The 22176-nt window shown below is 58.2% G+C and carries 23 protein-coding genes and 1 other RNA gene; 18 read left to right on the plus strand and 6 right to left on the minus strand.

Translation table 11 applies throughout. The features are described from left to right. The first annotated feature begins 54 nt into the window (after window positions 1-54). Both U8U01_RS09385 and U8U01_RS09390 read left to right on the plus strand, forming a co-directional pair. A complete protein-coding gene (locus U8U01_RS09385; protein WP_322173667.1) occupies window positions 55-1200 on the plus strand; it encodes a D-alanyl-D-alanine carboxypeptidase family protein in 1146 nt (381 codons plus the stop codon). Window positions 1201-1342: 142 nt separating this feature from the next. Beyond that, window positions 1343-2086, plus strand: a complete 744-nt coding sequence (locus tag U8U01_RS09390; RefSeq protein WP_322173623.1) for a pseudouridine synthase — start codon at window positions 1343-1345, stop codon at window positions 2084-2086. Between the two features lie 132 nt (window positions 2087-2218). On the opposite strand, the gene feoB is transcribed toward U8U01_RS09390, so the two are convergent. Then, window positions 2219-4354 (minus strand): ferrous iron transport protein B, encoded by a 2136-nt coding sequence (feoB, locus tag U8U01_RS09395; protein WP_322173625.1) that lies wholly within the window; start codon window positions 4352-4354, stop codon window positions 2219-2221. Beyond that, window positions 4341-4679, minus strand: coding sequence for a FeoA family protein (locus U8U01_RS09400; protein ID WP_322173627.1), 339 nt, complete (start codon window positions 4677-4679; stop codon window positions 4341-4343). Before U8U01_RS09400 ends, feoB begins: the two co-directional genes overlap by 14 nt. 78 nt (window positions 4680-4757) lie before the next feature. On the opposite strand from U8U01_RS09400, the gene U8U01_RS09405 reads away from it, so the two are divergent. From U8U01_RS09405 to U8U01_RS09420, 4 genes are all read left to right on the plus strand, one after another. Further along, window positions 4758-5201: a metal-dependent transcriptional regulator gene (locus tag U8U01_RS09405; RefSeq protein WP_322173629.1), complete on the plus strand. Its 444-nt coding sequence runs from the start codon at window positions 4758-4760 to the stop codon at window positions 5199-5201. 170 nt (window positions 5202-5371) lie between these two features. Further along, entirely contained in the window at window positions 5372-5812 is a 441-nt protein-coding gene (mscL, locus tag U8U01_RS09410; RefSeq protein ID WP_322173631.1) for a large conductance mechanosensitive channel protein MscL, read from the plus strand. Window positions 5813-5891: 79 nt separating this feature from the next. Continuing rightward, a complete protein-coding gene (trkA, locus tag U8U01_RS09415) occupies window positions 5892-7259 on the plus strand; it encodes a Trk system potassium transporter TrkA (RefSeq protein ID WP_322173669.1) in 1368 nt (455 codons plus the stop codon). Window positions 7260-7278: 19 nt separating this feature from the next. Further along, window positions 7279-8727 carry a TrkH family potassium uptake protein gene (locus U8U01_RS09420; RefSeq protein ID WP_322173632.1) on the plus strand — a complete coding sequence of 483 codons (1449 nt, stop codon included), beginning with the start codon at window positions 7279-7281 and terminating at the stop codon, window positions 8725-8727. Window positions 8728-8878: 151 nt separating this feature from the next. Here the strand turns inward: U8U01_RS09420 and U8U01_RS09425 are convergent, their stop codons facing one another. Continuing rightward, the gene (locus U8U01_RS09425; protein ID WP_322173634.1) at window positions 8879-9568 is read right to left on the minus strand and encodes a PilZ domain-containing protein; all 690 of its coding nucleotides are present in this window, start codon (window positions 9566-9568) and stop codon (window positions 8879-8881) included. 36 nt (window positions 9569-9604) lie between these two features. After that, window positions 9605-10522, minus strand: a complete 918-nt coding sequence (locus tag U8U01_RS09430) for a diguanylate cyclase (protein ID WP_322173635.1) — start codon at window positions 10520-10522, stop codon at window positions 9605-9607. Window positions 10523-10982: 460 nt separating this feature from the next. Between U8U01_RS09430 and U8U01_RS09435 the strand changes: the two genes are divergently transcribed. Next, window positions 10983-11168: a hypothetical protein gene (locus U8U01_RS09435; RefSeq protein ID WP_322173637.1), complete on the plus strand. Its 186-nt coding sequence runs from the start codon at window positions 10983-10985 to the stop codon at window positions 11166-11168. Window positions 11169-11195: 27 nt separating this feature from the next. Next, window positions 11196-12107, plus strand: coding sequence for an AraC family transcriptional regulator (locus tag U8U01_RS09440; protein WP_322173639.1), 912 nt, complete (start codon window positions 11196-11198; stop codon window positions 12105-12107). A 40-nt stretch (window positions 12108-12147) separates the two neighbouring features. On the opposite strand, the gene U8U01_RS09445 is transcribed toward U8U01_RS09440, so the two are convergent. Then, window positions 12148-12765: a TetR/AcrR family transcriptional regulator gene (locus tag U8U01_RS09445; protein WP_322173641.1), complete on the minus strand. Its 618-nt coding sequence runs from the start codon at window positions 12763-12765 to the stop codon at window positions 12148-12150. A gap of 288 nt (window positions 12766-13053) precedes the next feature. On the opposite strand from U8U01_RS09445, the gene U8U01_RS09450 reads away from it, so the two are divergent. The 4 genes from U8U01_RS09450 to U8U01_RS09465 all read left to right on the plus strand — a co-directional run bounded on the left by U8U01_RS09450 (window position 13054) and on the right by U8U01_RS09465 (window position 16450). Further along, window positions 13054-13683, plus strand: coding sequence for a recombinase family protein (locus tag U8U01_RS09450; protein ID WP_322173642.1), 630 nt, complete (start codon window positions 13054-13056; stop codon window positions 13681-13683). 148 nt (window positions 13684-13831) lie between these two features. Then, window positions 13832-14263: a hypothetical protein gene (locus U8U01_RS09455; RefSeq protein WP_322173644.1), complete on the plus strand. Its 432-nt coding sequence runs from the start codon at window positions 13832-13834 to the stop codon at window positions 14261-14263. Window positions 14264-14278: 15 nt separating this feature from the next. After that, a complete protein-coding gene (locus tag U8U01_RS09460; protein WP_322173646.1) occupies window positions 14279-14632 on the plus strand; it encodes a carbon storage regulator in 354 nt (117 codons plus the stop codon). A gap of 165 nt (window positions 14633-14797) precedes the next feature. After that, window positions 14798-16450 carry a flagellin N-terminal helical domain-containing protein gene (locus U8U01_RS09465; protein ID WP_322173648.1) on the plus strand — a complete coding sequence of 551 codons (1653 nt, stop codon included), beginning with the start codon at window positions 14798-14800 and terminating at the stop codon, window positions 16448-16450. A 685-nt stretch (window positions 16451-17135) separates the two neighbouring features. On the opposite strand, the gene U8U01_RS09470 is transcribed toward U8U01_RS09465, so the two are convergent. Beyond that, window positions 17136-17711 carry a helix-turn-helix domain-containing protein gene (locus U8U01_RS09470; RefSeq protein WP_160643883.1) on the minus strand — a complete coding sequence of 192 codons (576 nt, stop codon included), beginning with the start codon at window positions 17709-17711 and terminating at the stop codon, window positions 17136-17138. 145 nt (window positions 17712-17856) lie between these two features. Here U8U01_RS09470 and U8U01_RS09475 point away from each other — a divergent pair, with 145 nt between their 5' ends. The 6 genes from U8U01_RS09475 (at window position 17857) to U8U01_RS09500 (ending at window position 21951) form a co-directional block, all read left to right on the plus strand. Continuing rightward, on the plus strand, window positions 17857-18075 hold the full coding sequence (locus U8U01_RS09475) for a helix-turn-helix transcriptional regulator (RefSeq protein ID WP_160643885.1): 219 nt from the start codon (window positions 17857-17859) through the stop codon (window positions 18073-18075). After that, window positions 18075-18142, plus strand: an RNA gene (locus U8U01_RS09480) — hammerhead ribozyme type II. Before U8U01_RS09475 ends, U8U01_RS09480 begins: the two co-directional genes overlap by 1 nt. A 24-nt stretch (window positions 18143-18166) precedes the next feature. Beyond that, entirely contained in the window at window positions 18167-20119 is a 1953-nt protein-coding gene (locus tag U8U01_RS09485; protein WP_322173649.1) for a Mu transposase C-terminal domain-containing protein, read from the plus strand. Then, window positions 20112-21071, plus strand: a complete 960-nt coding sequence (locus U8U01_RS09490) for an AAA family ATPase (protein WP_160643887.1) — start codon at window positions 20112-20114, stop codon at window positions 21069-21071. Before U8U01_RS09485 ends, U8U01_RS09490 begins: the two co-directional genes overlap by 8 nt. 10 nt (window positions 21072-21081) lie before the next feature. Continuing rightward, the gene (locus U8U01_RS09495) at window positions 21082-21390 is read left to right on the plus strand and encodes a hypothetical protein (protein WP_322173651.1); all 309 of its coding nucleotides are present in this window, start codon (window positions 21082-21084) and stop codon (window positions 21388-21390) included. Window positions 21391-21489: 99 nt separating this feature from the next. Beyond that, window positions 21490-21951: a phosphoadenosine phosphosulfate reductase domain-containing protein gene (locus U8U01_RS09500; protein ID WP_322173652.1), complete on the plus strand. Its 462-nt coding sequence runs from the start codon at window positions 21490-21492 to the stop codon at window positions 21949-21951. Window positions 21952-22176: the final 225 nt, after the last annotated feature.

The raw sequence follows: 22176 nt of genomic DNA on the forward strand, positions 1-22176 counted from the left end.
CCGCCGCCTGTCCGCATAGTCTTGGGACAGAGGCGGTGATGTGATTTGTTGAAAGTGATCAGGCGGGGGATAGGGATGGTGTTGACGGTGCTGGCAGGGGCCATGTGCCTGCCGGGGGCCGCGGCCCAGGCAGGGCCGGGGGTATCGGCCCAAAGCGCGGTGCTGATCTCGGCGGACGACGGCAGGGTGCTGTTTGAAAAGGACGCCCACCGGCAGATGGCCATGGCCAGCACCACCAAGATTATGACCGCGCTGCTGACCCTGGAGGAGGCCCGGCGGGCAGGCGACCCGGTGCTGGAGGCCACCGGGGAGATGGTGATGGTGGAGGGCTCTTCCATGGGCCTACAGGCGGGCAACCGGCTGAGTTTGTCCAATCTGGCGGCCGGGATGCTGCTGGCCTCTGGCAATGACGCGGCCAACGCGGCGGCGTTGTATCTGGCGGGCAGCCAGGAGGAGTTTGCGGTGCTGATGAACCGGCGGGCAGAGGAGATCGGCATGACGGAGAGCCATTTTGTTACGCCCTCGGGGCTGGACGATGAGGCGCATTACTCCACCGCCTATGACATGGCCCTGCTGGCCAGGGAGGCCCTGGGGGACCCGGACTTTGCGCGGATTGCCGGGAGCGCCAGTATGCAGGTGGAGTTTTTGGAGCCGGCACAGAAGGTGACGTACAGCAACCACAACAAGCTGCTGCGCACCTATGAGGGGTGCATCGGCGTAAAGACGGGCTTTACCAAAAAGGCCGGGCGCTGCCTGGTGTCCGCGGCCCGGCGGGAGGGCACGACGCTGATTGCCGTGACCCTGAACGCCCCGGACGACTGGAGCGACCACGCGGCTATGCTGGACTACGGGTTTTCTCAGGTGCGGACCGTGACCCTGGACGGGGAGGGCTGCCCCCAGAGCCTGCCGGTAGTGGGCGGGGACCAGGGCAGCGTGGCCCTGGTGGCCGGGGAGGGGGTTCCGGTGACGCTGCCTGTTGAACAGGCCGGGCGGGTGCGCAGGCGGGTGTTGCTGCCCAGGTTTTTGTACGCGCCGGTACAGGCGGGCGACCAGGTGGGCCGGGTGCAGCTACTGATGGACGGCCAGGAACTGTGCAGCGTGCCGCTGTTGGCCGGGGAGCCGGTGGGCCCACGGGCTGCGCCGGAGAAATCGGGCTGGGAAAAGGTGCGGGAAACCGTGAAAAGCTGGTTGGGGCTTTAAAAAAGGGTCAGGGGGAGGCCCTCTGCCATGGGGGGAACCGCCCTTGCTATAAGGAAGGGCAGCCTGCTGCGCCAAAGGCGGAGCAGGCTGCCGGGGGTTTAGAAAGGTTTGTAAAAACAGAAGGACAGAAAGAAGGGATTGTATGGCGGAACGTTGCAGGCTGCAAAAGCTGCTGGCCCAGGCGGGGGTGGCATCCCGGCGGAAGGCGGAGGAGATGATTGCGGCGGGGCGGGTGACGGTAAACGGCCGCCCTGCCCGGCTGGGGGACAGCGCCCTGCCCGGTAAGGATGTGGTGGCGGTGGACGGCCAGCGGCTGGACAGGCCCCAAAAGGAGCGGGTTTATCTGGCGCTGCACAAGCCCAGGGGCTTTGTGACCACCATGGAGGACGAGCGGGGGCGCCGTTGTGTGGCCCAACTGGTGGCCGGGGTGCCCCAAAGGGTGTACCCGGTGGGGCGGCTGGACAAGGACTCGGAGGGGCTATTGTTGATGACCAACGACGGGGCTTTTGCCAACGCGGTGGCCCACCCCAGCACCCATGTGGCCAAAACCTACCGGGTGACTTTGCGCCCGGGGGTGACGGAAGAGCAACTGGTGAAGATCAGCACGGGGATTATGGTGGACGGCCGCATGACCGCCCCCGCCAAGGCCAGGGTATTGCAGGAGCAGCCGGGCCGGGTGGTGGTGGAGATTGTGCTGTATGAGGGGCGCAACCGGGAGATACGCAAAATGTGCGAGGCCCTGGGGCTGGAGGTGGCCCGGCTGAAACGGATTGCCATTGGCCCGGTGCGGCTGGGGATGCTGCCACAGGGGAAATACCGGGAACTGAGCCGGGAAGAGGTAAAGGGGCTGCTGGCCGAGGCCAAAAAGACGGCGGGGCGGCGGTAGGAAGTGCCGGCGGCGTAAGAATGCCCAAAGGCCCGGCCGGGCTGTAGGGGTAGGGCCGCTTGCCCGGCCGGATATTGATCGCTGCTTTTTCAGGGCCCTGGTGCGTGCGCCGGCGGCCTTTTTGGCGTTTGTTTACACCACGCCCAAAAGGTGGCAGAGGGTATTCAGGAGGAAACACAGCCCCAGCCCGCATACGGTGGGGAGCAGCACCGCCACACCCGTCCATTTCCAGCTTTGGCTTTCTTTGCGGATGGTGAGGCAGGTGGTGGAGCAGGGCCAGTGCATCAGGGAAAAGACGGTGACGCACAGGGCCGTGAGCCAGGTCCAGCCGTTATCTACCAGCAGGGTGCGCAGGGCGGAGAGGTCGGCCATCTCCGTCAGGCTGCCCTGGGAGAGGTAGGCCATGATGATCAGGGGGATGACGATCTCGTTGGCGGGGAGGCCCAGTATAAACGCCAGCAAAATCACCCCGTCCATGCCGAAGAGGCGGGCGAAGGGGTCTAAAAAGCCTGCGCAGTGGCTGAGCAAGGAGGCACCTTGCACCTGCACATTGGCCAGCAGCCAGATCACCAGCCCGGCAGGGGCCGCCACGGAGGCCGCCCGGCCCAGCACGAACAGGGTGCGGTCGAACACCGAGCGGACGATCACCTTGCCGATTTGGGGGCGGCGGTAGGGGGGGAGCTCCAGGGTGAAGGAACTGGGCACCCCCTTGAGCAAAGTGGAGGACAGGAAACGGGAGGCCGCGAAGGTCATAACAAGCCCCAGGCCGATTACCCCTACCAGCAGCAGGGCAGACAGCACGGAGGCCCCCAGCCCCCCGGCGGCACCTACAAAGAACATGGTGATAAGGGAGATGAGCATGGGCAGGCGGCCGTTACAGGGGACAAAGCTGTTGGTGAGCATAGCGATGAGCCGCTCCCGTGGGGAGTCGATGATCCGGCAGCCCACGACCCCGGCGGCGTTGCAGCCGAACCCCATGCAGGTGGTCAGGGCCTGCTTGCCGCAGGCACCGCAGCACTGGAAACAGCGGTCCATATTGAAGGCTACCCGTGGCAGGTAGCCTAAATCTTCCAGCAGGGTGAACAGGGGGAAGAAGATGGCCATGGGAGGGAGCATCACCGCCACCACCCAGGCCAGGGTGCGGTAGACACCCTCACAGAGCAGGGCCGTGAGCCAGGAGGCCACCCCCAGCGCGGCGAGCCCTTCCGCCAGCCGGTCCCCCAGCCAGAACAGCCCCTCGCTCAGCAGTTGGGAGGGGTAGTTGGCCCCGGCGATGGTCAGCCAGAACACACCCAGGAGCATCAACAGCATAATGGGGAAACCGGTGAGGGGGCTGGTGAGGATGCGGTCCAGCCGGCGGTCCAGGGGGCTGTAGCCCTGGTGGCCGCTTTGGGTGACGGCCTGGGCGATCTCCTCGGCCCGGCGCACGGTGCAGGCGGCCATTTCGTCCCGGAGGGCTTGGGGATCTGGGAGGGCATCGGACAGGATGGCCTGCACCTCGCTGTCCGCAGCCGGGTCGCTACCCAGGGCTTGGGTGAGGGCGCGGGCCAGGCTGCCGTCGGCCCCGTCCAGCAGGCGCAGGGCCAGCCAGCGGGGGGAGAGGGCGTTGCCACAAAGCCGGCGGGCGGCAGGCATGAGCCGGGCGATCAGCGCCTCGGCCTGGGGGGTGTAGGTGACGGGCGGGCTGGCCTGTACCGGCGGATCCCCGGCGGAAAGGGCCTCTACCTGGTCCATCAGCTCCGCAAGGCCCCGGCCCTCCCGTGCGGCGGCCCCGACCACCGGCACACCCAGTAGGCGGGAGAGGCCTTCCAGATCGACCTCCACCCCTTTGCGCCGGGCCTCGTCCAGCAGGTTGACGCAGAGTAGGGTTTTGGGGGCGATCTCCAGCACCTGGAGGGCCAGGTTTAGGTTGCGCTCCAGGCAGGTGGCGTCGCAGACCACCACGGCGGCATCGGCCCCGCCAAAGCAGAGGAAGTCCCGTGCGACCTCCTCCTCGGCGGAATGGGCCTGTAGGGAGTAGCAGCCGGGCAGGTCCACCAGCACATAGCCCTGGCCCCGGTGGGTGCAGTGTCCCTGGGCATTGGTGACGGTTTTACCTGGCCAGTTGCCTGTATGCTGATGCAAACCTGTTAAAGCGTTGAACACGGTGCTTTTGCCCACATTGGGGTTGCCGGCCAGGGCGACTACCCGGTCGGAGGGGGATTTTTTCTCAATGACCAGGCCGGCGTCCGCGGCTTTGGCGCCGGTGGAGTCCCTAGAAAGCCCCATGGTTGGTCACCTGCCCGGCAGGCAGGCCAGCTCCCCTGGAGGGGCGGCCCGCAGGTTGTGCCTCCCAACCCGGCGTACGGGGGGCCTGGACCCGGATGGCGTCCGCGTCCGCCTGGCGCAGGGCGATGACCGCCCCCCGGATGAGATAGGCGCAGGGGTCGCCCAGGGGGCTTTTGCCCAGGCACTCTACGGTGGTGCCCTCTATAAGGCCCAGATCCTGTAAGCGGCGGCGTAAGGGGCCCTGGGCGCCCAGGGCGGCAACCTGGGCGGTTTGGCCCCGGCAAAGGCCGGAGAGCCGGCCGTTAAAAGCAGAGGGGGAAAACATATATCTATCAGCTCCTGAATAAGTTGGTTGAGGGAAAAACTTTTTCCTAACACCACTATATTCCGATGGTACAAACTTGTGACAGGAGGGCGGGCGATGGAGCCGGAGGGCTTTTACACGCTGAAGGGCTACGGGCTGCTGGAGCATGGGCTGATCACCGCGGCGATGGAGGACTATTTGGAGATGATCTGCCGCATACAACGGCAGGAGGAGGGGGTGGTGCGGGTGTCGGAACTGGCGGCGGCTTTGCACGTGAAACCCTCTTCGGCATCGAAAATGGCGGGCAACCTGCGGGACCGGGGGCTGATACAGCTTCCACGGTATGGGTACATCACCCTGACGGAAACGGGCCGGGAGGTGGGGGAGTACCTGTTACGCCGCCACGAACTGGTGCACCGGCTGTTGTGCGACATCAACGGCACAGGGGAGGAACTGGAGCAGTGCGAGAAGATTGAGCATTTCCTTTCGCCCCGCACCGTGATGAACCTGGAAAGCTACCTGGAACAGCGGGAAGGGGATTGACAACTGGGGGAAAGCTGGTATAATGAGAAAAGCATGGGCACCATAACAGGGTGGCAGGCCCTGCTTGCTTGACAGGACCTGCTTGTTAGCCGTCCGGGTGCAGCCGGGCGGCTCATGTGCTTTTGGGGGCCAGGGCCAGGGCGTTGCAAAAGAAGAAGGAGGCAGATAAAGTGAAGATCGTGAAGGAGTTTAGGGAGTTTATTGCCAGGGGAAACGTGGTGGACATGGCGGTAGGCGTGATCATCGGCGGGGCCTTTACGGGGGTTGTGAACTCGCTGGTGAACGACGTGTTTATGCCCCTGCTGGGGCTGCTGACCGGCGGGGTGAACTTTGCCGCTTTGGCGGTACAGATAGGCCAGGGGGAAGAAGATGTGCTGCGGTACGGCGGTTTTTTGGCGGCGGTACTGAACTTTTTGCTGATTGCGCTGGTGCTTTTCCTGCTGGTTAAGGCGATGAACCGCCTGCGCCGCAAAAAGGAAACGCCGGCCCCCGCGCCGGCTCCCCGGCTTTGCCCTTACTGCAAAACGGAGATAGACCCCCAGGCCAGCCGCTGCCCCCATTGCACCTCCCGGCTGGGGGAAGGGGAAGAGGGGCGAAAAATTGACGGTTGAACTTGCCGCCTGATTGTGCTACTATATACGTTAGCCTGGGAAATGCCTGGGTTAAAAAATATTTTGGGTATGGGAAGTTATTAAAATGAAAATCGTGATTGTGGGCGACGGGAAAGTGGGTTGGGCGCTGACCGTACAACTGGCCAAAGAGGGCCATGATGTGGTGGTCATCGACAGCAATAAGCTGGTGCTGGAGGAGGCCCAACAGGCTTTGGACATTAGTGTGGTGCATGGCAACGGGGCGACCATACGCACCCAGAACCAGGCCAATGTGGGGCAGAGCGACCTATTGATTGCCGCCACTTCGGCGGACGAAACCAACTTGCTGTGCTGTATTACGGCCCATAAGCTGGGCTGCGCCCACACCATCGCCCGGGTGCGCAACCCGGAGTACTTTAGCCAGCTTTATGACTGGAAGGACGAGCTGGGCCTTTCCATGATGATCAACCCGGAGATGGCCACGGCCAGCGAGATTTTCCGGCTGTTGCAGTACCCCTCCTTCCTGCGGCGGGACTCTTTTGCCAAAGGGCGGGTGGAGATTGTGGAAATAGAACTGGCGGCGGACAGCTTTTTGGACGGGTGCCGGCTGATGGACTTTGACAAAAAAGTTAAGGTCAAGGTACTGGTCTGCGCGGTGCAGCGGGGGGCCGAGGTGTTTATCCCGGACGGCAGTTTCCAACTGCGGGGGGGCGACCGGCTGCACGTGACCGCCCCCAGCGGCAACCTGACCAAGCTGATACGCAACCTGGGGTTGAGCCAGCGGAAGATACGGGACGTGCTGATTGTGGGAGGAAGCCGTATTGCCCTGTACCTGGCGGTGGAACTGCTGAAGGCGGGGGTAGGCGTGAAACTGATCGAGATCAACCCGGACCGCTGCCAGGAACTTTCGGACGCGCTGCCGAAGGCGACCATTATCAACGCCGACGGCTCTGACCGGCATATACTGGACACCGAAGGGCTGGGCCAGACCGACGCGGTGGTGACGCTGACCGACTTTGACGAGGAGAACCTGATTATCTCCATGTACGCCAACTTTTTGGGCACCTATAAGGTGATCACCAAGATCAACCGCACGGAATTCAATGAAGTGCTGACGGACAAGGGCATCGACTGTGCCGTGAGCCCCAAAGACCTGTGTACCAGCGACATAATGCGCTATGTGCGGGCAATGGGCAACCGCAAAGGCGGTTCGGTGACGACTTTGCACCGGATTGTGGAGGACCGGGTGGACGCGCTGGAGTTCCAGGTGGGCAAGGGCCTGTGGTACCTGGGCCAGCCGCTGATGAAACTGCGGCTGAAACAGGGCACCCTGCTGGCCTGCATCAACCGCCGGGGGCGTACCATTATCCCCGGTGGCAGCGATACCATTGAGGCGGGGGATTCGGTGATTGTGGTGGCTGCGGCCGACCGGGCGATCCAGGACCTCAGCGACGTTTTTAAGGATTGACCCGGAAAGGCGGCGGAGTATGAACCATAGGATGATTTTGCGTCTGATCTGCTATATCCTGCGGGTGGAGGCGGTGTGCCTGCTGCCCTCGCTGGGGATCTCGCTGTTTCAGGGGGAAACCGGGGCGGTGTGGGGCACGGCGCTGGCGGCCGGGCTGGCGGTGGTGCTGAGCCTGAGCACATACCTGTTTGCGCCCAGGGACAAGCAGATTGGCGCACGGGAAGGGTTTATCAGCGTGGCTCTGTGCTGGGTGGCGGTTTCGCTGGTGGGGGCGCTGCCCTTTTTCCTCAGCGGGGCGGTGCCGAACTATATTGACTGCCTGTTTGAAACGGTTTCCGGCTTTACCACCACCGGGGCCAGCATATTGACGGACATTGAGGCCCTACCTATGGGGCTGCTGTACTGGCGCAGCTTTACCCACTGGCTGGGGGGCATGGGGGTGCTGGTGTTTTTGCTGGCGGTGATCCCCATGGGCAAGGGGAAGAACTCCCTGCTGCACGTAATGCGCGCGGAAAGCCCCGGCCCGCAGGTGGACAAGCTGGTGCCCAAGCTGCAGGACAGCGCAAAGATTCTGTACTCCATTTATATTGGGCTGACGCTGGTGCAGATTGTGCTGCTGCTGGTGGGGGGAATGCCCCTTTTTGACAGCGTGACCACGGCCTTTGGTACGGCGGGTACCGGCGGCTTTGCCATTAAGGGTGACAGCCTGATGGGGTATAGCCACTACCTGCAAGGGGTTTGTACGGTATTTATGGCGTTGTTTGGGGTGAACTTTAGTATATTCTACCTGCTTTTGCTGCGGCAGTTTATGAAAGTGCTGAAAAACCAGGAACTGCTGCTGTACCTGGGGCTGTTGGTGGGCAGCATTTTGCTAATTGCCTGGGACATTTTGCCCCTGTACCGGCAGGCCGGGGAGGCGCTGCACCAGGCGGCTTTCCAGGTGTCGTCCATCATGACCACCACGGGCTTTGCCACGGCGGACTTTAACCAGTGGCCGGCGCTCTCCAAGACCCTGCTGGTGCTGCTGATGTTTGTGGGGGCCTGCGCGGGCTCTACCGGCGGCGGCATGAAGGTGGCCCGGATTTTGCTGCTGGCAAAGGCGGGCCGGCGCAGCGTGAAACGGATGATACGGCCCCGGTCGGTATCGAAGGTGCATATGGACGGGCAGGCAGTGGGGGACGAGGTCATACAGAACACATACAGTTACCTGGCAGTGTATGCGGCTATCCTGTCGGTGTCCATCCTGCTGGTGGCTATTGACGAGTTCTCTTTGGAAACCAACGCTACGGCGGTGATTGCCTGCCTGAACAATATTGGCCCCGGGCTGGATGTGGTGGGGCCTATGGGGAACTACGCCTCTTTTTCCGGGCTGAGCAAGCTGGTGCTGTCGTTTGATATGCTGGCTGGGCGGCTGGAGCTGTTCCCCATGCTGATACTCTTTGTACCGATGGCCTGGAAACGCACCTGAGCGGGTGCGGGGAAACTGGATAGACCATGCAAAAAAGCCGCCCGGCGTGGAAACGGGCGGCTTTTTAAGTGGCATCCTTTTTGCAATGGGCACCGGCAGGGCCGGCGGGCACTGGGAAAAGGGTGATTGGTGCTTGGTGCTTGGTGTAGGCTCAAGTGCGTCCTCGTTTCTGGCGCTGGGCCGCGAAAATATTCCGGGTGATCTTTTCCTGGTCCTCCTCTGTGAGGCCTAAGAACTGGCAGCCGTACTCAAACTGCCCGCCTTCTTTTTCTTCGACCCGCAGGACCTGGCAGAAGATGACGGACTCCGGCGCTTCGGCCAGCAGGCGGGCTTTCAGCAGCAGTTTGTCCCCTAGGCTGAAGGCTTCCTGGGTGCGGACACCGGCACCGCCTACGCTGATGTTTAGCAGCTTGCAGGGGGTGTCGCCTGCCGAGAACTTGCCAAACGCGGTTAGGGTAGCGTCCAGGTTGGTAGACAGCCGGAAAAAGGCCCGGGCGTTTTTGATCTCATCCACCGTAAGGCCAGTGGCCTGCCAGAGGTTTTCCCCTGCGGGCATGGCAAAGCCTTGCAGGTAAACGGCTTTTTTCTCGTAGTCGCTGTATCCCCGTATTTTTACCGGGATGGGTTCCTCCGGCGTGGTTGCGGATTCTGAGCGCAGATGCAGTTGGGCCGTATCGCCCTGCAGGCCGGCCAGCTTGGCGATGAAGAGGAAACCGCCCTCAAAGGTGGTGACCTCTACCCGCATACCGGAATACATCTCCATCTCCGCGGTTTTATCTGTTTGGGCAGGCGCGGCGGATGCCCCGTCCGTCTTTTTTCCAAAGAAGTTAAATAGTTTCACACGTACGCTCCTGTCGTTTTGGTGATAGGCGGGCGGTTACTTCTCCCGCAACTGTTTCATGTTTTCGTTCACCCAGGTAACCCGGTTGCGGCCGGCTTTTTTGGCGTCATACAGCATGGCGTCGGCTGTTTTCAGCACAAAATCAAAGGAGAGGCCGTCTTTTGGGATAACCGTAACGCCCCCGATACTGACCGTGACCCACTGGGCCACCGCGGGGTCATGGGGGATGTGCAGGTCTTCCACAGCCTGCCGGATGTCTTTTAAGTGGGAAAAGGCCTTGTCCGACGAATCGCCCACCAGCAGGGCCACGAACTCTTCGCCGCCGTAACGGGCAAAGAAGTCTGTACTGCGCCGCAGGGCGGAGGATACGGACTTGGCCACGGCCGTGATAACCTTGTCCCCTGCGGGATGGCCGAAGGTGTCGTTATAGACCTTGAAACGGTCGATATCAAACATACATACAGAGAAGGGGATTTGCAGGCGCACAGCCTCTTTCCACTTTTGGGCGCTGTAACTTTCGTACTGCCGCCGGTTGGCGACCCCGGTCAGTTGGTCTGTGCGGGATTGCAACTCTACCTGCTTGCGGTAAGTATACAGCTTGACATGGGTGTTGACCCGGGCTTTGACAATGAGGGGGTTAAAGGGCTTGATGATGTAATCCACAGCCCCTAAAATAAGGCCGGTCTGCTCGTTTTGCACATCGGCCAGGCTGGTGATCAGGATGACCGGGACATTTTGGGTGATGATTTCATCCTGGAGTTTTTTCAGCAGGGTGAAACCGTCCATGCCGGGCATGACCACGTCCAGAAGGATCAGGGAAAAGCAGCCTTTGCTGGCCAAGTCCAGACCCTCTTCCGGCGAGTGGGCCACTGTAATCTCATATTCATCCTCCAGGATGGATTTGAGCTTGGCCGCTTGCAGGATGCTGTCATCTACAATTAAAATTTCTTCCATAACATACACTCCTTGAGAACTGTACAGGCTAACAGATATGTGATATAGTATTCATTTTATTGCTGTGTTGACAGTAGGATGTGCCCTTATATCCGCACACAAGACCAGCCCTGAAGTGGAACAGAACTGGCCCTTGTGTTGGGTTGGGCTATGAAAAAAAGGATAAGTAAATGTTTATTTACAGATGGGAACCTCCGCTACACCGCACCCTTCCTGTGTTTTGCGGGAGGGGCAGGGTCAACCCGGACGTGGGGACCTGCCGGCCCTGTCAAGAGGCGGTTTACTGGAAAAAACTAGCTTGGCCTATGTGCTAAGTATCACAATAATCATACTCCATTTACTTCCAATTAGCAATACCGTTTCCACAAATTCTACGATTTGGTCAGTGCGAAAGTACTGTCCCTTGGATTTCTCGTGGAAATGCATAAAGGGTGGTGGGGCGGCAACGGAGGACGTGGTTTTGCCTGCGGAAAGGCCCGGTTGCGGGCCGGATGGCCGGGCCTTTAAGCGGGGCAGGGACGCCGGGATGGAAGGGGGTATACCGTTGGATGGGGTGGTTGACCGGGGACAGCCTATGCTTGCATTTGACAGGCTTTCATACTATAATAGCCTTATGGACGCGCGAGGACGGATGGAGGTTGACTGATAGGATCCTACTTTTAGGAGGGGCGCTATGTTGATACCCGGCCAGGAAACCAAAGAAAAAAGGCGGCACGGTACGGCCTATGTGCCGTATAGCCTGTATATCTGCCGCATACCGGGGGATTTCCCCAATGTGCCCATGCATTGGCATAGCGAATTTGAACTGGACTATGTGGTGCGCGGCCAGGGGACGTTTACCATTGGCGGCGAGAAGTATCTGGCACAGGAGGGCGATCTGATGTTTTTGCCCCCCAACCGGCTGCACGCGGCCTACCCCTACGAAGGGCCGCTGCAATACCATGCGCTGGTGTTCCACCCTGCCTTACTGGGTGCGGGCCTTAGCGACCGCTGTGCGGTGGAATGCCTGCGGCCTATTGCGGCCGGTACATGGCGGGTGCCGGCGTATATTCCTGCCCAAGCCCCTGACGCCGGCGGCCTGCGGGAAGCGGCGCGGACGGTTTTTGCCTGTGCGCTGGAGCAACTGCCCCAGCCGGATTTGTTGCTGCGGGCCGAATTGCTGCGGCTGGTCTGGCTGCTGTCTATCCGGCCGGAATGTGCCCAGCAGCCTGACCCGGAACAGGACGGTGGCGAGGCTGTGCGGCCCGCGTTGGAGTATATGATGCGCCATTACCGGGAGCCGGTGTCTATCGGCCAACTGGCAAGGGCCGTACACCTAAGCGAAAGCTACTTTATGGGCACCTTTAAGCGGGCGGTGGGCCTTAGCGCCATGGAGTACCTGACCCAGCTACGCGTGAACGCTGCCTGTGAGGCGCTGGCCGCCACAGAACAGCCGATTGCGGAGATTGCGTTTTCGGTGGGGTTTGGGAACCTCTCTAATTTCAACCGGCAGTTTAAAAGGAGCATGGGGTGTACGCCCCGGGCTTTCCGCAGCAAGGCTGGGGGGCAGGGGGATACGGGCGGGCTTAGCGCCGCCTGGAAATAAGGGGGCCAGGATAAAAAGCGGGCTGCCAGTGGCAGTCCGCTTAGCTTGTTGCGGGGCATCCGGCGTCCCCTTCTGTTTTTAAATAACCGCTGAGGCCCACGGACAGGAACTGGAAGATGGTGTCCTCGATTTCCGGGGTGTCCGGCAGCCCGCCCTCTACCACGTACTTGGCGTACATGACCGTGGAGGTCAACACATGGTGCCATAGCAGGTCCTGGTTGATGCGGGTCAACGGCGGGAATACGTTCCGAAAGGCCCGGACCATATCCCCGAAGGCGTCAAAGTAAGCGGCATCCCGGGTCTTGTCATATTGCAGGAAAAAGGCGCTGTCCCGGAAACGGTGGTAAAAGATGGTTTCATCCGGCCGCGCGACCCAAAACCGGAAATAGGGCAGCCATAAGCTGCGCACAGCCTCAATAGGGTCTTTCAGCACGGCCAGGGGGTCAAACTGTAGATGATCGAAAATCGCCGCGGCCTGCTTGTCTACATAGGTGAAACACTCCACCATCAACTGCTCTTTGCTGCTGAAATAGCGGTACAGCGCGCCCGGCGAAAGCCCGGCCAATTCGCTGATGTTCTGGATGCGCGCGCCTTCCAGCCCGTACTGCCGCACGGCTTTCATGGCCGCGTGGATGATCCGGGTTCTAGTATCCTCCATAGGGAACCACTTCTCTACAAATAATGATAGCTGTCTGTATGGCTTGTGGACTAAAATAAACCGTTTTGCAAGAATGTTTTTATTATACCCCGGATAGCGGCGTTTGGCAATGGCGGGGCGGTTTTTCTGGCATTGTGCTGATTGCAGGGGAGGAGAGGGGCGGGGGATTGTAAGATTGTGACAGGCGGAGAAAAAGGTATATGGCAAGAGAACGGATGGGAAAGAAACCCATCCGTTCTTTTTTGCTATAAAATGAAGGGGAAAAGCCTGATAGAGGAGGAAACGGGAATGCAAGGGAAGATATATGGGTACATACGGGTGTCCAGCACAGAACAGAACGCGGACAGGCAACTGATTGCCATGCGCCAACGGGCCGTGCCCCTGGGGAACATCTACGCGGACAAGCGGTCGGGGAAGGATTTTGAGCGGCCGCAGTACAAAAGGCTGGTGAAAAGGCTGCGCCCCGGCGACCTGGTGTATGTGAAGAGCATTGACCGGCTGGGGCGAAACTACCGGGAAATACAGGAACAGTGGCGGGTGCTAACCAAGGAGAAGGAGGTGGATTTGTGCGTGATTGATATGCCGCTGCTGGACACCAGGGTAGCGAAGGACCTGATGGGCACTTTTATTGCCGACCTGGTGTTGCAGATCCTCTCTTTTATGGCGGAGAGCGAGCGGGAGAACATACGGCAGCGGCAGGCAGAGGGCATTGCGGCGGCGAAAGCCAGAGGGGTGCGGTTCGGCAGGCCGGAGCAGGAGTTGCCGGAGGAGTTTGCCGCCTTGTGCAGGGCGTGGCGGGAGAAGAAGATCACCCTGCGGGACGCGGCGGAGGCCTGTGGGCTGGCGAAATCCACCTTTTATGACGCGGCCAACCGGCTGGGGGAAAGGGAACAGAAAAGCCAGTCCGAAAATGTGTAATTATTCGGACTGGCTGGATGTATGTGGTTTTTTTGTCTTACACACAGTATATCGGCGATATTTTGGAAAAGTTAAGCCTAAATTTAAAAAATTCTTTTGTCCGAATATCTACACACATTCGGACGAGAAGGCGGAAAGGGGGGCGCTTGTGGCATCAGGGGCAGAGGGCAAAAGCGTTTTTGCGGCTGAAGAGGGCGCCCAGCCTTTAGAGGAACTGAAGGCGCGGCTTTCTGGGCTGGCGGCGGATATTGTGGCGCAGGTTACGAAAAGCGCCCCGGCGGACAGCTTGGAACTGCTGAGCGGTTTTGTGACGGAACTATTTAAAGAGGCTGCCCAGCAGAGCATACGGGAGGACCGGCGTAAAAAACAGGCGGAGGGCATTGCCAGGGCAAAGGCCAAAGGCGTGCGCTTTGGGCCCAAGCTGAAACCTCTGCCGGAAAATTTTGAGGACGCCCGGCGCTGCTGGCGGGACAGGAAAGTAAACTTGAAAGAGGCCGCCAGGCTGTGCGGGATGCCCGTTACCACCTTTTACGACGCGGTGCGGCGGGTGGAACAGCCAGCAAAGGAGTGCGAACATTAACAGGGAGGGAACCCTATGTTGACATTGCGTTTGAGGTCTGGGGAGTATATAGCCATTGGGGACCAGATAGCTGTGCAGGTGTTCCGGCAGAACGGGAGCAACTTTGAGGTGGCGGTGAAAGCCCCCAGGGAAGTGCCGGTTTGCCGGGGGGAAGTGTACGAGCAGCAGAACCAGCGGCCCGAAGGGCTGCGGGCCCCGGCCGGGCACAGCCCCCGGCAGCGGGAAAAACCGGCCCGCCGGGAGGACGCTGCCCGGCAGATAGACGGGATATTGGAAAAATGGAAGGGCAAAAGCCCGGAACTGGAAGAGGATATAGCGCGCATACGGGCACAGATGGCCCGGATGCGCGGCGAGCGTACGGAGGCTTAGGTTTCTACCGGTCCGCGGCCGGTTGAAATATTATAGCAGGCGCGCCAAAAGCGCGTTGGCTATTGCGCCCGGCAAGCCCGCTTGGCCAGCGGGTGTGTGGGGTGCATCCCCGGCGATGACCGCCGGGAAATTAAAACGCAAAAATAATTTTAAGGAGAAAAAATTATGCGTATCCAACACAACATTATGTCCATGAACGCTTACCGGAACTACAACAACAACGCGTCTGCGTTGAGCAAGAACCTGGAAAAGCTGTCCAGCGGCTACAAGATCAACCGCGCGGGCGACGACGCTGCAGGCCTGGCCATTTCCGAGAAGATGCGCGCCCAGATTAAGGGCCTGGAAGCTGCCCAGAAGAACGTGAAGGACGGCATCAGCCTGGTGAAAACCGCCGAGGGCGCCATGCAGGAAATTCAGGATATGCTGAGCCGCATGAAGTACCTAGCCACCCAGTCCAGCAACGGCACCTATGACGACGACGTGGACCGCAAGGCCTTGCAGGACGAGATTGACCAGTTGAACTCCGAAATCGACCGCATCGCTGATTCCGCTAACTTCAACGGCACTAAGCTGCTGGATGGGTCTTTGTCTGGCAAGGGCGCTACGGGTGCTGCCACGACGGCTACTTCCGATTTGGATCTGGGAGAGATCGAAGCCACTGCGGGCAAATATACACTTACAGCTGCACCTACTGCTGTAACCGTGCCGGCAAACGATGGCGACACAGTTCGTATGAACGTTGGCTTTGACGATGGCACATCCGTTAATATCGAGCTGACTTACAAGCTTGATTCCAAGAATAATGCAACACTGGTCGATGCAAATGGGAAGGTTTGGGGCGAAGTTGCAGCAAAAACGGGTGGCACTGCCGATACAGTGACTGCTACCCACCTTGGCAAGGCGTTTACTGCGGCCCTGAAGGATAAGATTGGCGATACCTATAAAGTTTCTGAGGGAGCTAACGGGGACATTGTTCTGGAAGCGCGCGAAAAGGGTGCAGGTGTACCCGCTGCTAAATCTCTCAGCTACGAGAGTACTGTAAACGGTGTAGTTACAAGCAAGGAAGCGGCTGTTACTGAGAACACAAAGGGTGCGGATGCTTATAACTATCTTGACTTGACAAAGGTTACCCTCTTTAATGGTACCAATGCAGATAAGGCTGTCTTTACGGTTAACGGTCAGAAGTTTGCGATCGGCGTTATTGATAAGGACGCGTCTAAGTTGGATAAGGATGTAACCTACATCGGTATCACTACAGGTACAGCGGACGCTACAGATATCACCCAGATTGCTAAAGAGATAGCCCAAAAGACTGGCTTGACCGTGGAAGATAAGGCAGCTTGGGATCATGATGGCGATACCTCTACTGCTGCTATTAATGCAATCGCCTTTAAGCCTGGCACTGGCGTTGCCAGCAAAGGGGGGCTGCAACTCCAGATCGGTGATACCAGTGACACCTATAACCAACTAAAAGTTATCGTTGGCGACCTGCACGCTAAGGCAATCGGTGTGGGCGATGTGGACATCAGTTCTATCGGTGGCGCAACTGCGGCAATCGACAAAATTAAGAATGCCATTAATAAGGTTTCCGGTATCCGCGGTACCCTGGGCGCTACCCAGAACCGTTTGGAGCACACCCAGAACAACCTGAGCGTGATGACCGAGAACATTCAGGATGCCGAGAGCACCATCCGTGACACCGACGTGGCCGACGAGATGATGGCTTACACCAAGAACAACATCCTGATCCAGAGCGCACAGGCCATGCTGGCCCAGGCGAACTCTGTACCCCAGGGCGTGCTGCAACTGTTGCAGTAAGCTTTGCGGCAAGTGGAGTATGTAAGTTTTCATGAAGAGTGAGAAACCCAGGACGGGCCTACTTTTCAACATGAAAAAATATGGAAAACTCCGGGAAACGGCTTAAATACTAGGTTTTTTCGCGTAAAACTGCTTGAATGGAAGTGAAAATTTTGCAATCTCGCAAAATGGGATTGCAAAATTTTTTTGCCCGTTTGCGGCCCCAAAGTGGCCTGTGCGGCGTAAAGCTGCCAACCGTTCAAATTTGCCCTTTAGGAGCGTTTAAGGACGCACAAGAAATCTTTTAAGAAACCGCACAAACCCAGCATTGGCGCGGTTTAAGCGGCTTTTAAGAAAATAACAGCAGCCCTTTAAGCGAACGCATACAAACGCCGCTTAAAGGGCTTGTTTTTTTGCTTTTAAGGGCCTGTCCCCCGCAACACCCCCCGCAAGTAGCCGCCAGGGGGGCGCAACTGCCGAAAAGCCCAATAAAATCAAGGGATTGCGGCTATTTGTGTTTTTCCGAAAGCGAGGGTATACTTCCGGGCTACTTGCACCCCCTCCCTTCTTTTTGAAAGAAAAGTTAGGTTCCTTAAACGGTTCTGGAGAGGGCCAAAAAGGTACACCAAAAAGCGGTTAAAATTCCCGAAAAGTGGGATTCTGTCCCAAAACGCTCACAAGCCAAAAAGTTTGTGATATCTTTTATTTACTTGGTACAAATGTAGTTATTCGGGGATAAAAAAGCCTTTTGAAGCGCTCCAGCATAGCTTTCCATAGCAGCGTCCCTCGCCTGCTGGGGCCGTGTAGACGGATCAATATCCCCCTCAGCATCAAAGCAGACGTCTATACAGCGAGTGGTGGCCGCAAAGACGGCCTGGATCAGTTCCATAGCGACAGCCCGCTGGCTGGTGTCTTTTATGTTTAGAATATGGCCCAACTCCACCAATATATCAAAAGTTTCTTTCTGCTCCTGGGCGGTGCGCTTTTTTAACAGTTCATTTAGCCCAGCAAGCTGCTGGGGCAAGCTTTCCCGCACAGCTTCCATAATTTCAGCGTCCTCCCATGCGGCAGGCCGAGCGCGATCCGCGCTTTCGCCGCGCAGGTATGCCCCACTAACCTGGAAATAGTTTTCAAGCATAGTAAGGGCCTTTGAGTTTGGCTCTCGCCGACCGTTTTCATAACTAGAGATGCTATGAACAGATAGGCCAGTTGCATCCGCAAGTGCCTGCCTGCTAAGTTGTTGCGATTCACGCAGAGTTTTCAATCTTTCCGCAAAGGCCATAGAGAAACCCACCTTTTCTTTTTTCTATTGATTATATCAGAAAACTAGTACAGATGTACAGAGAAATTTTAAAAACCCCTTGACTTGTACTTGCGTACATGGTATAATCATATGCGTACAGTAGTACACGAAAGGAGAGGCGTATATGTTTCTTGTTACCAACGTGCAGGAGTTGAAGCGGCGGCGAGAAGCTGCTGGCCTTAGTATGAAAGCCCTGTCAAAAAATGCTGGGCTGCCTGGTAATGCAGTCCTCAGAATCGAACGGGGAGAAACAAAGCGGATCAGCCACCTGCGGGCTAGGGAGATTGCCAGAGCCTTGGATTGTAGGGTGGAGGAAATTTTTACAGATGCAAAAGGAGCATAAGCCGAAACTGCCCCATAAGGGCAGTCCGCAGGGGATGACCGCCCTGCGCTGACGATGGCAGGTCACGAAAGACGGTGAAATAGTGAATCCTGTGTTAAGTGTTAAAGAGCTGGCTGACCTTAAGGGGTGCAGTCCGCAATGGATACGCAAGCTGGCTGGAGAGCAAAAGCTACAGGGCCAGAAGCGCCTAAACGCCGATGGCTCCCCGGAGTGGGTGTTCCCCCTCAAAAGCCTGGAACCCCACCTGCAGCTTAGATACTACAAGAATAAAGCCGCAGAAATGCCGGGGCTGGCTGAGTTTACCGAGGCCCTGCAAAAGCAAGGCAAGCCCTTTGACCATTACAGCGAGGACGAACGCCGGGAAATCATTTTCTGGCAGCAGATCCTGGAGGAGTGGCAATATTTTCGCAGCAGACCCGGTGCGGACTTAGAAACCCTGGATGACCGCTTTGTGGAGTATTGCAAGATACAGCACCCCGATATCAGTATATCAGCGAAAACGCTTTACCGCAAGTGGAAGTTTCTAAAGGACAACAACCTGGATGGACTCATTGACAAGCGTGGCAAGGGCCGCAAGGGTAAAAGCAAGATCACCGAGGAAATGTGGCAGACCTTTCTAAGCTACTACCTGGACGAAGCCCAGCACCCCATCCAAAAGTGCTATGAATATACCCGGCTCTACTTCCAGGACACGGCCCCGGAGCTGGTGGCGGATATCCCCACCTATTCCACATTCTGGCGCAGGGTGCAGAACGATATACCCGAACCCATGGAAGTGTTGGGCCGCCAAGGTCAAAAGGCTTTCCGCGACCGCTGCGCCCCCTACATACACCGTCTATATGAGGAAATGGCCAGCAATGAGTGGTGGGTGGCGGACAACCACACCTTTGACGTTATCACTCAGGGCGAGAACGGCCAGCTCCATCGTCTGTACCTTACGGCCTTCTTTGACGCCAGGAGCGGGATATATACTGGGAGCCACGTCACCACGGCCCCCAGCAGCCAGTCCACCCTGGTGGCGCTGCGCAAGGGCATCTTGAAATACGGCATCCCGGAGAATATTTACGTTGACAATGGCCGCGAGTTCCTGACCCATGACATAGGCGGCCTGGGCCACCGAAAGAAGAAACCCAAAAACGGCGAGGAGCGCTTTGAGGTACCCCCGGTATTTGAGCGGCTGGGCATAAATATGACAAACGCCTTAGTCCGCAACGCCAAGGCGAAAATCATTGAGCGGCGCTTTAGGGACATAAAAGACCACCTTTCCCGCCTGTTCGAGACCTACACGGGCGGCAACGTGGTGGAGAAGCCGGAAAAGCTCAAGGGTGTGCTGAAAAACGGGGAGATACCCCTGGACGCCACCTTTACCGACACGGTGGAGACCCTGCTGGACTGGTATTTCAACCAGCAGCCCTATGGCGGCGAGGTGGCCGCAGACCATGGCAAGCCCCGCCAGCAGGTCTACAATGAGAACCTGCACACCAAGCGGGTGGCCGGGGCCGAGGACTTGAACCTCATGCTCATGCGCAGCGCCAGGGTGCAGACAGTTGGCAGGCGCGGGGTGCATCTGGATATTGCAGGCCAGCGGCTGGACTATTGGAACGATGATTTCACCTTTAACTACATGGGCAAAAAAGTGTACTTCCGCTATGACCCGGACGATTTAAGCGCCGTGCGGGTGTATGACCTGGAAGACCGCTTTATTATGACGGTGCCGGTGGATAACACAGCGGTGCTCACCTATGGGGCCAGCAAGGAGGATGTTAAGGCCGCCATGGGCAAGGTACGGCGGCTGGAGCGCATTACCAAGGAGGCGCTGGAGGCCAGCGCGGTGCAGGCTTTTGGCAAGCGCACGGCCCTGGAGCTGGTTCTGGAGCAGGCCCATGAGAACAAAATGGCCCGGATTATCCCGGAACCCCAGCCCAAGGTGCTGGAGCTGCAAAGGCCCAACGAGGAGCCGCTGCTTAAGGCGGTGGGCGGGCCTGACCTGGATGTTATGAATAGAAACGCCATGAAACGAAATGGAGGAATCAGCGATGAGTAAGGTTTACAACAGCGCATTGCAGGCAAGGGTGGAGCAGTTTTTGCAGGACAGGCAGATCAGCCAGGCCAAGGCCGCGCCCCTTATGGGTATCAGCCAGACGGCCCTTTCCCAGTACCGCCGCAGTATGTACGACAACGGCGATATTTCAGCCCTGGAAAGCAAGCTGGAGGAATTCTTCAAGGCCCAGGATGAACAGGCCGCCAGCACCGAAAAGGCCCTGCCCTATAAGCCCATCCAGGACTATATCCCCACCTCCATTTCCGAGGACGTGTACAAGCTGATCCGTTACTGCCAGCTGGAAAAGGGCATGGTCATTATCCACGGGGACGCAGGCATCGGCAAGACCAAGGGCGCGGAAAAGTTCGTAAGGGACAACCCCACCAGCAGCGTGTACATACAGGCCACCCCCAGCATCGGCACCCTGGGCAACCTTTTGAAGATGCTGGCGCGGGCCTTGCGGGTGCCGGAAAGCCGCAGCAAGCTGGAGCTGGCCCTTTCCATCCGGGAGAAGTTGGAGGGCACAAACCGGGTGATCATTATTGACGAGGCCCAGCACCTGCAGCTGCGGGCGCTGGAGGAGATACGTACATGGACAGACCCCAACCCCATCACCGGGCAGCAGGGCGTGGGCATCGCGCTGATCGGCAACACCGAGACCTATACCCGCATGGTGGGCAAGCAGGAGGCCCGGTTTGCCCAGCTATTCTCCCGGATACGCATGAACCGCTTTTACAGCACCCATAAGGTCACAGCCGAGGACGTAAAAGCCCTTTTCCCAAAACTGTCCGAGGCTGGCCAGAAAAAGGAGGCCAGCTTCCTGCATGGTATCTGTCAAAGCAAGTGGGGCGTCCGGGGGGCGGTGAACGTCTATAACAATGCTGTAAACAACGAGGACATTTCCTATACGGGGCTTTATAACATGGCCCGCAACATGGGCATAGGCGTGGTATAAGGAGGGGTTTATGATTTTTAAGAAGGTTTTACCGCTGGTTTTGGCGGCGTTGGCAGGGCTTTTGAGTGGTATGTATATCCGGCTGGGGTTTGAGATCGTGAAGGGCCGACCGTTTTCCCCAGGCGGAGAGGCGTTGTTTCTTCCCTTGGTGGGGTTGCTGCTTTACCTGGGATACAACATAGGCAAGGCGGCAGCCACCCAGCGGGCCGCAGACGCCGCCTATAAGGCCGGATACCGGGACGGCTACCAGCAGGGATGCGTGGGCAGCCGCAAGGTTGAGGCAGGCCCTGCAGAACCTGCCAGGGCCTCCAATGAATAATCAAGGGGCTGTAAGCCCCGCCTTAATGCAGCTGCCTGTTGAGGCAACGGTCGCAAGCCCGTGTAAATGCAGAGCGAGGAAACGGAAAGGGTTGTGGGAATGGATCTGGAACATACAGCCATCATGCGCCTGCAGGAGGCGGCAAAGCTCAGCGAGTTCTATTACCAAAAGCCCCTGCTGCTGACCTACTCTGGCGGTAAAGACAGCGAGGTGTGCCTTGAGCTTTGCAGGCGGGCCGGGGTGCCATTTGAGGTTATTCATAATCATACTACGGCTGACGCTCCGGAAACCGTGTACCATGTGCGCAAGGTGTTTCGCAAGCTGGAGCTGGAGGGTGTTAAGTGTGAAATACTGCACCCCTTATACAAAGGCCATCTCACCTCCATGTGGGCCTTAATCATTAAGGAAATGTATCCTCCTACCAGAAAGGTTAGGTATTGTTGCCGTTATCTTAAAGAGCGAACCATATCTCGCTGCTGCGCCGTGTTAGGAGTAAGAAGAAGCGAAAGCCCAAAACGGGCGGCATCCGGTGTAGCAGAAAAGCGCAGCAGCCGTAAGTAAGACCGACAAACATTTGATTTTGACAATGGAGATAAGCGGATTATTGCATCATGCCTCATGAAAGCCACAATAAAAATCCATCCCATTGTGGAGTGGACAGACCGGGACGGCATTTTGGGTGTGGTGCAAAACGTCTGGAACGCCATCCAGCCCATTATCTCCTCTGTGGCGGACGCCCTTTCCTGGGTATCCAGCAAGGTGAGCGGGCTGTTTGGGGGCATATTC

This window comes from Acutalibacter caecimuris (genome assembly GCF_034335085.1).
Lineage (GTDB): Bacteria > Bacillota > Clostridia > Oscillospirales > Acutalibacteraceae > Acutalibacter > Acutalibacter caecimuris.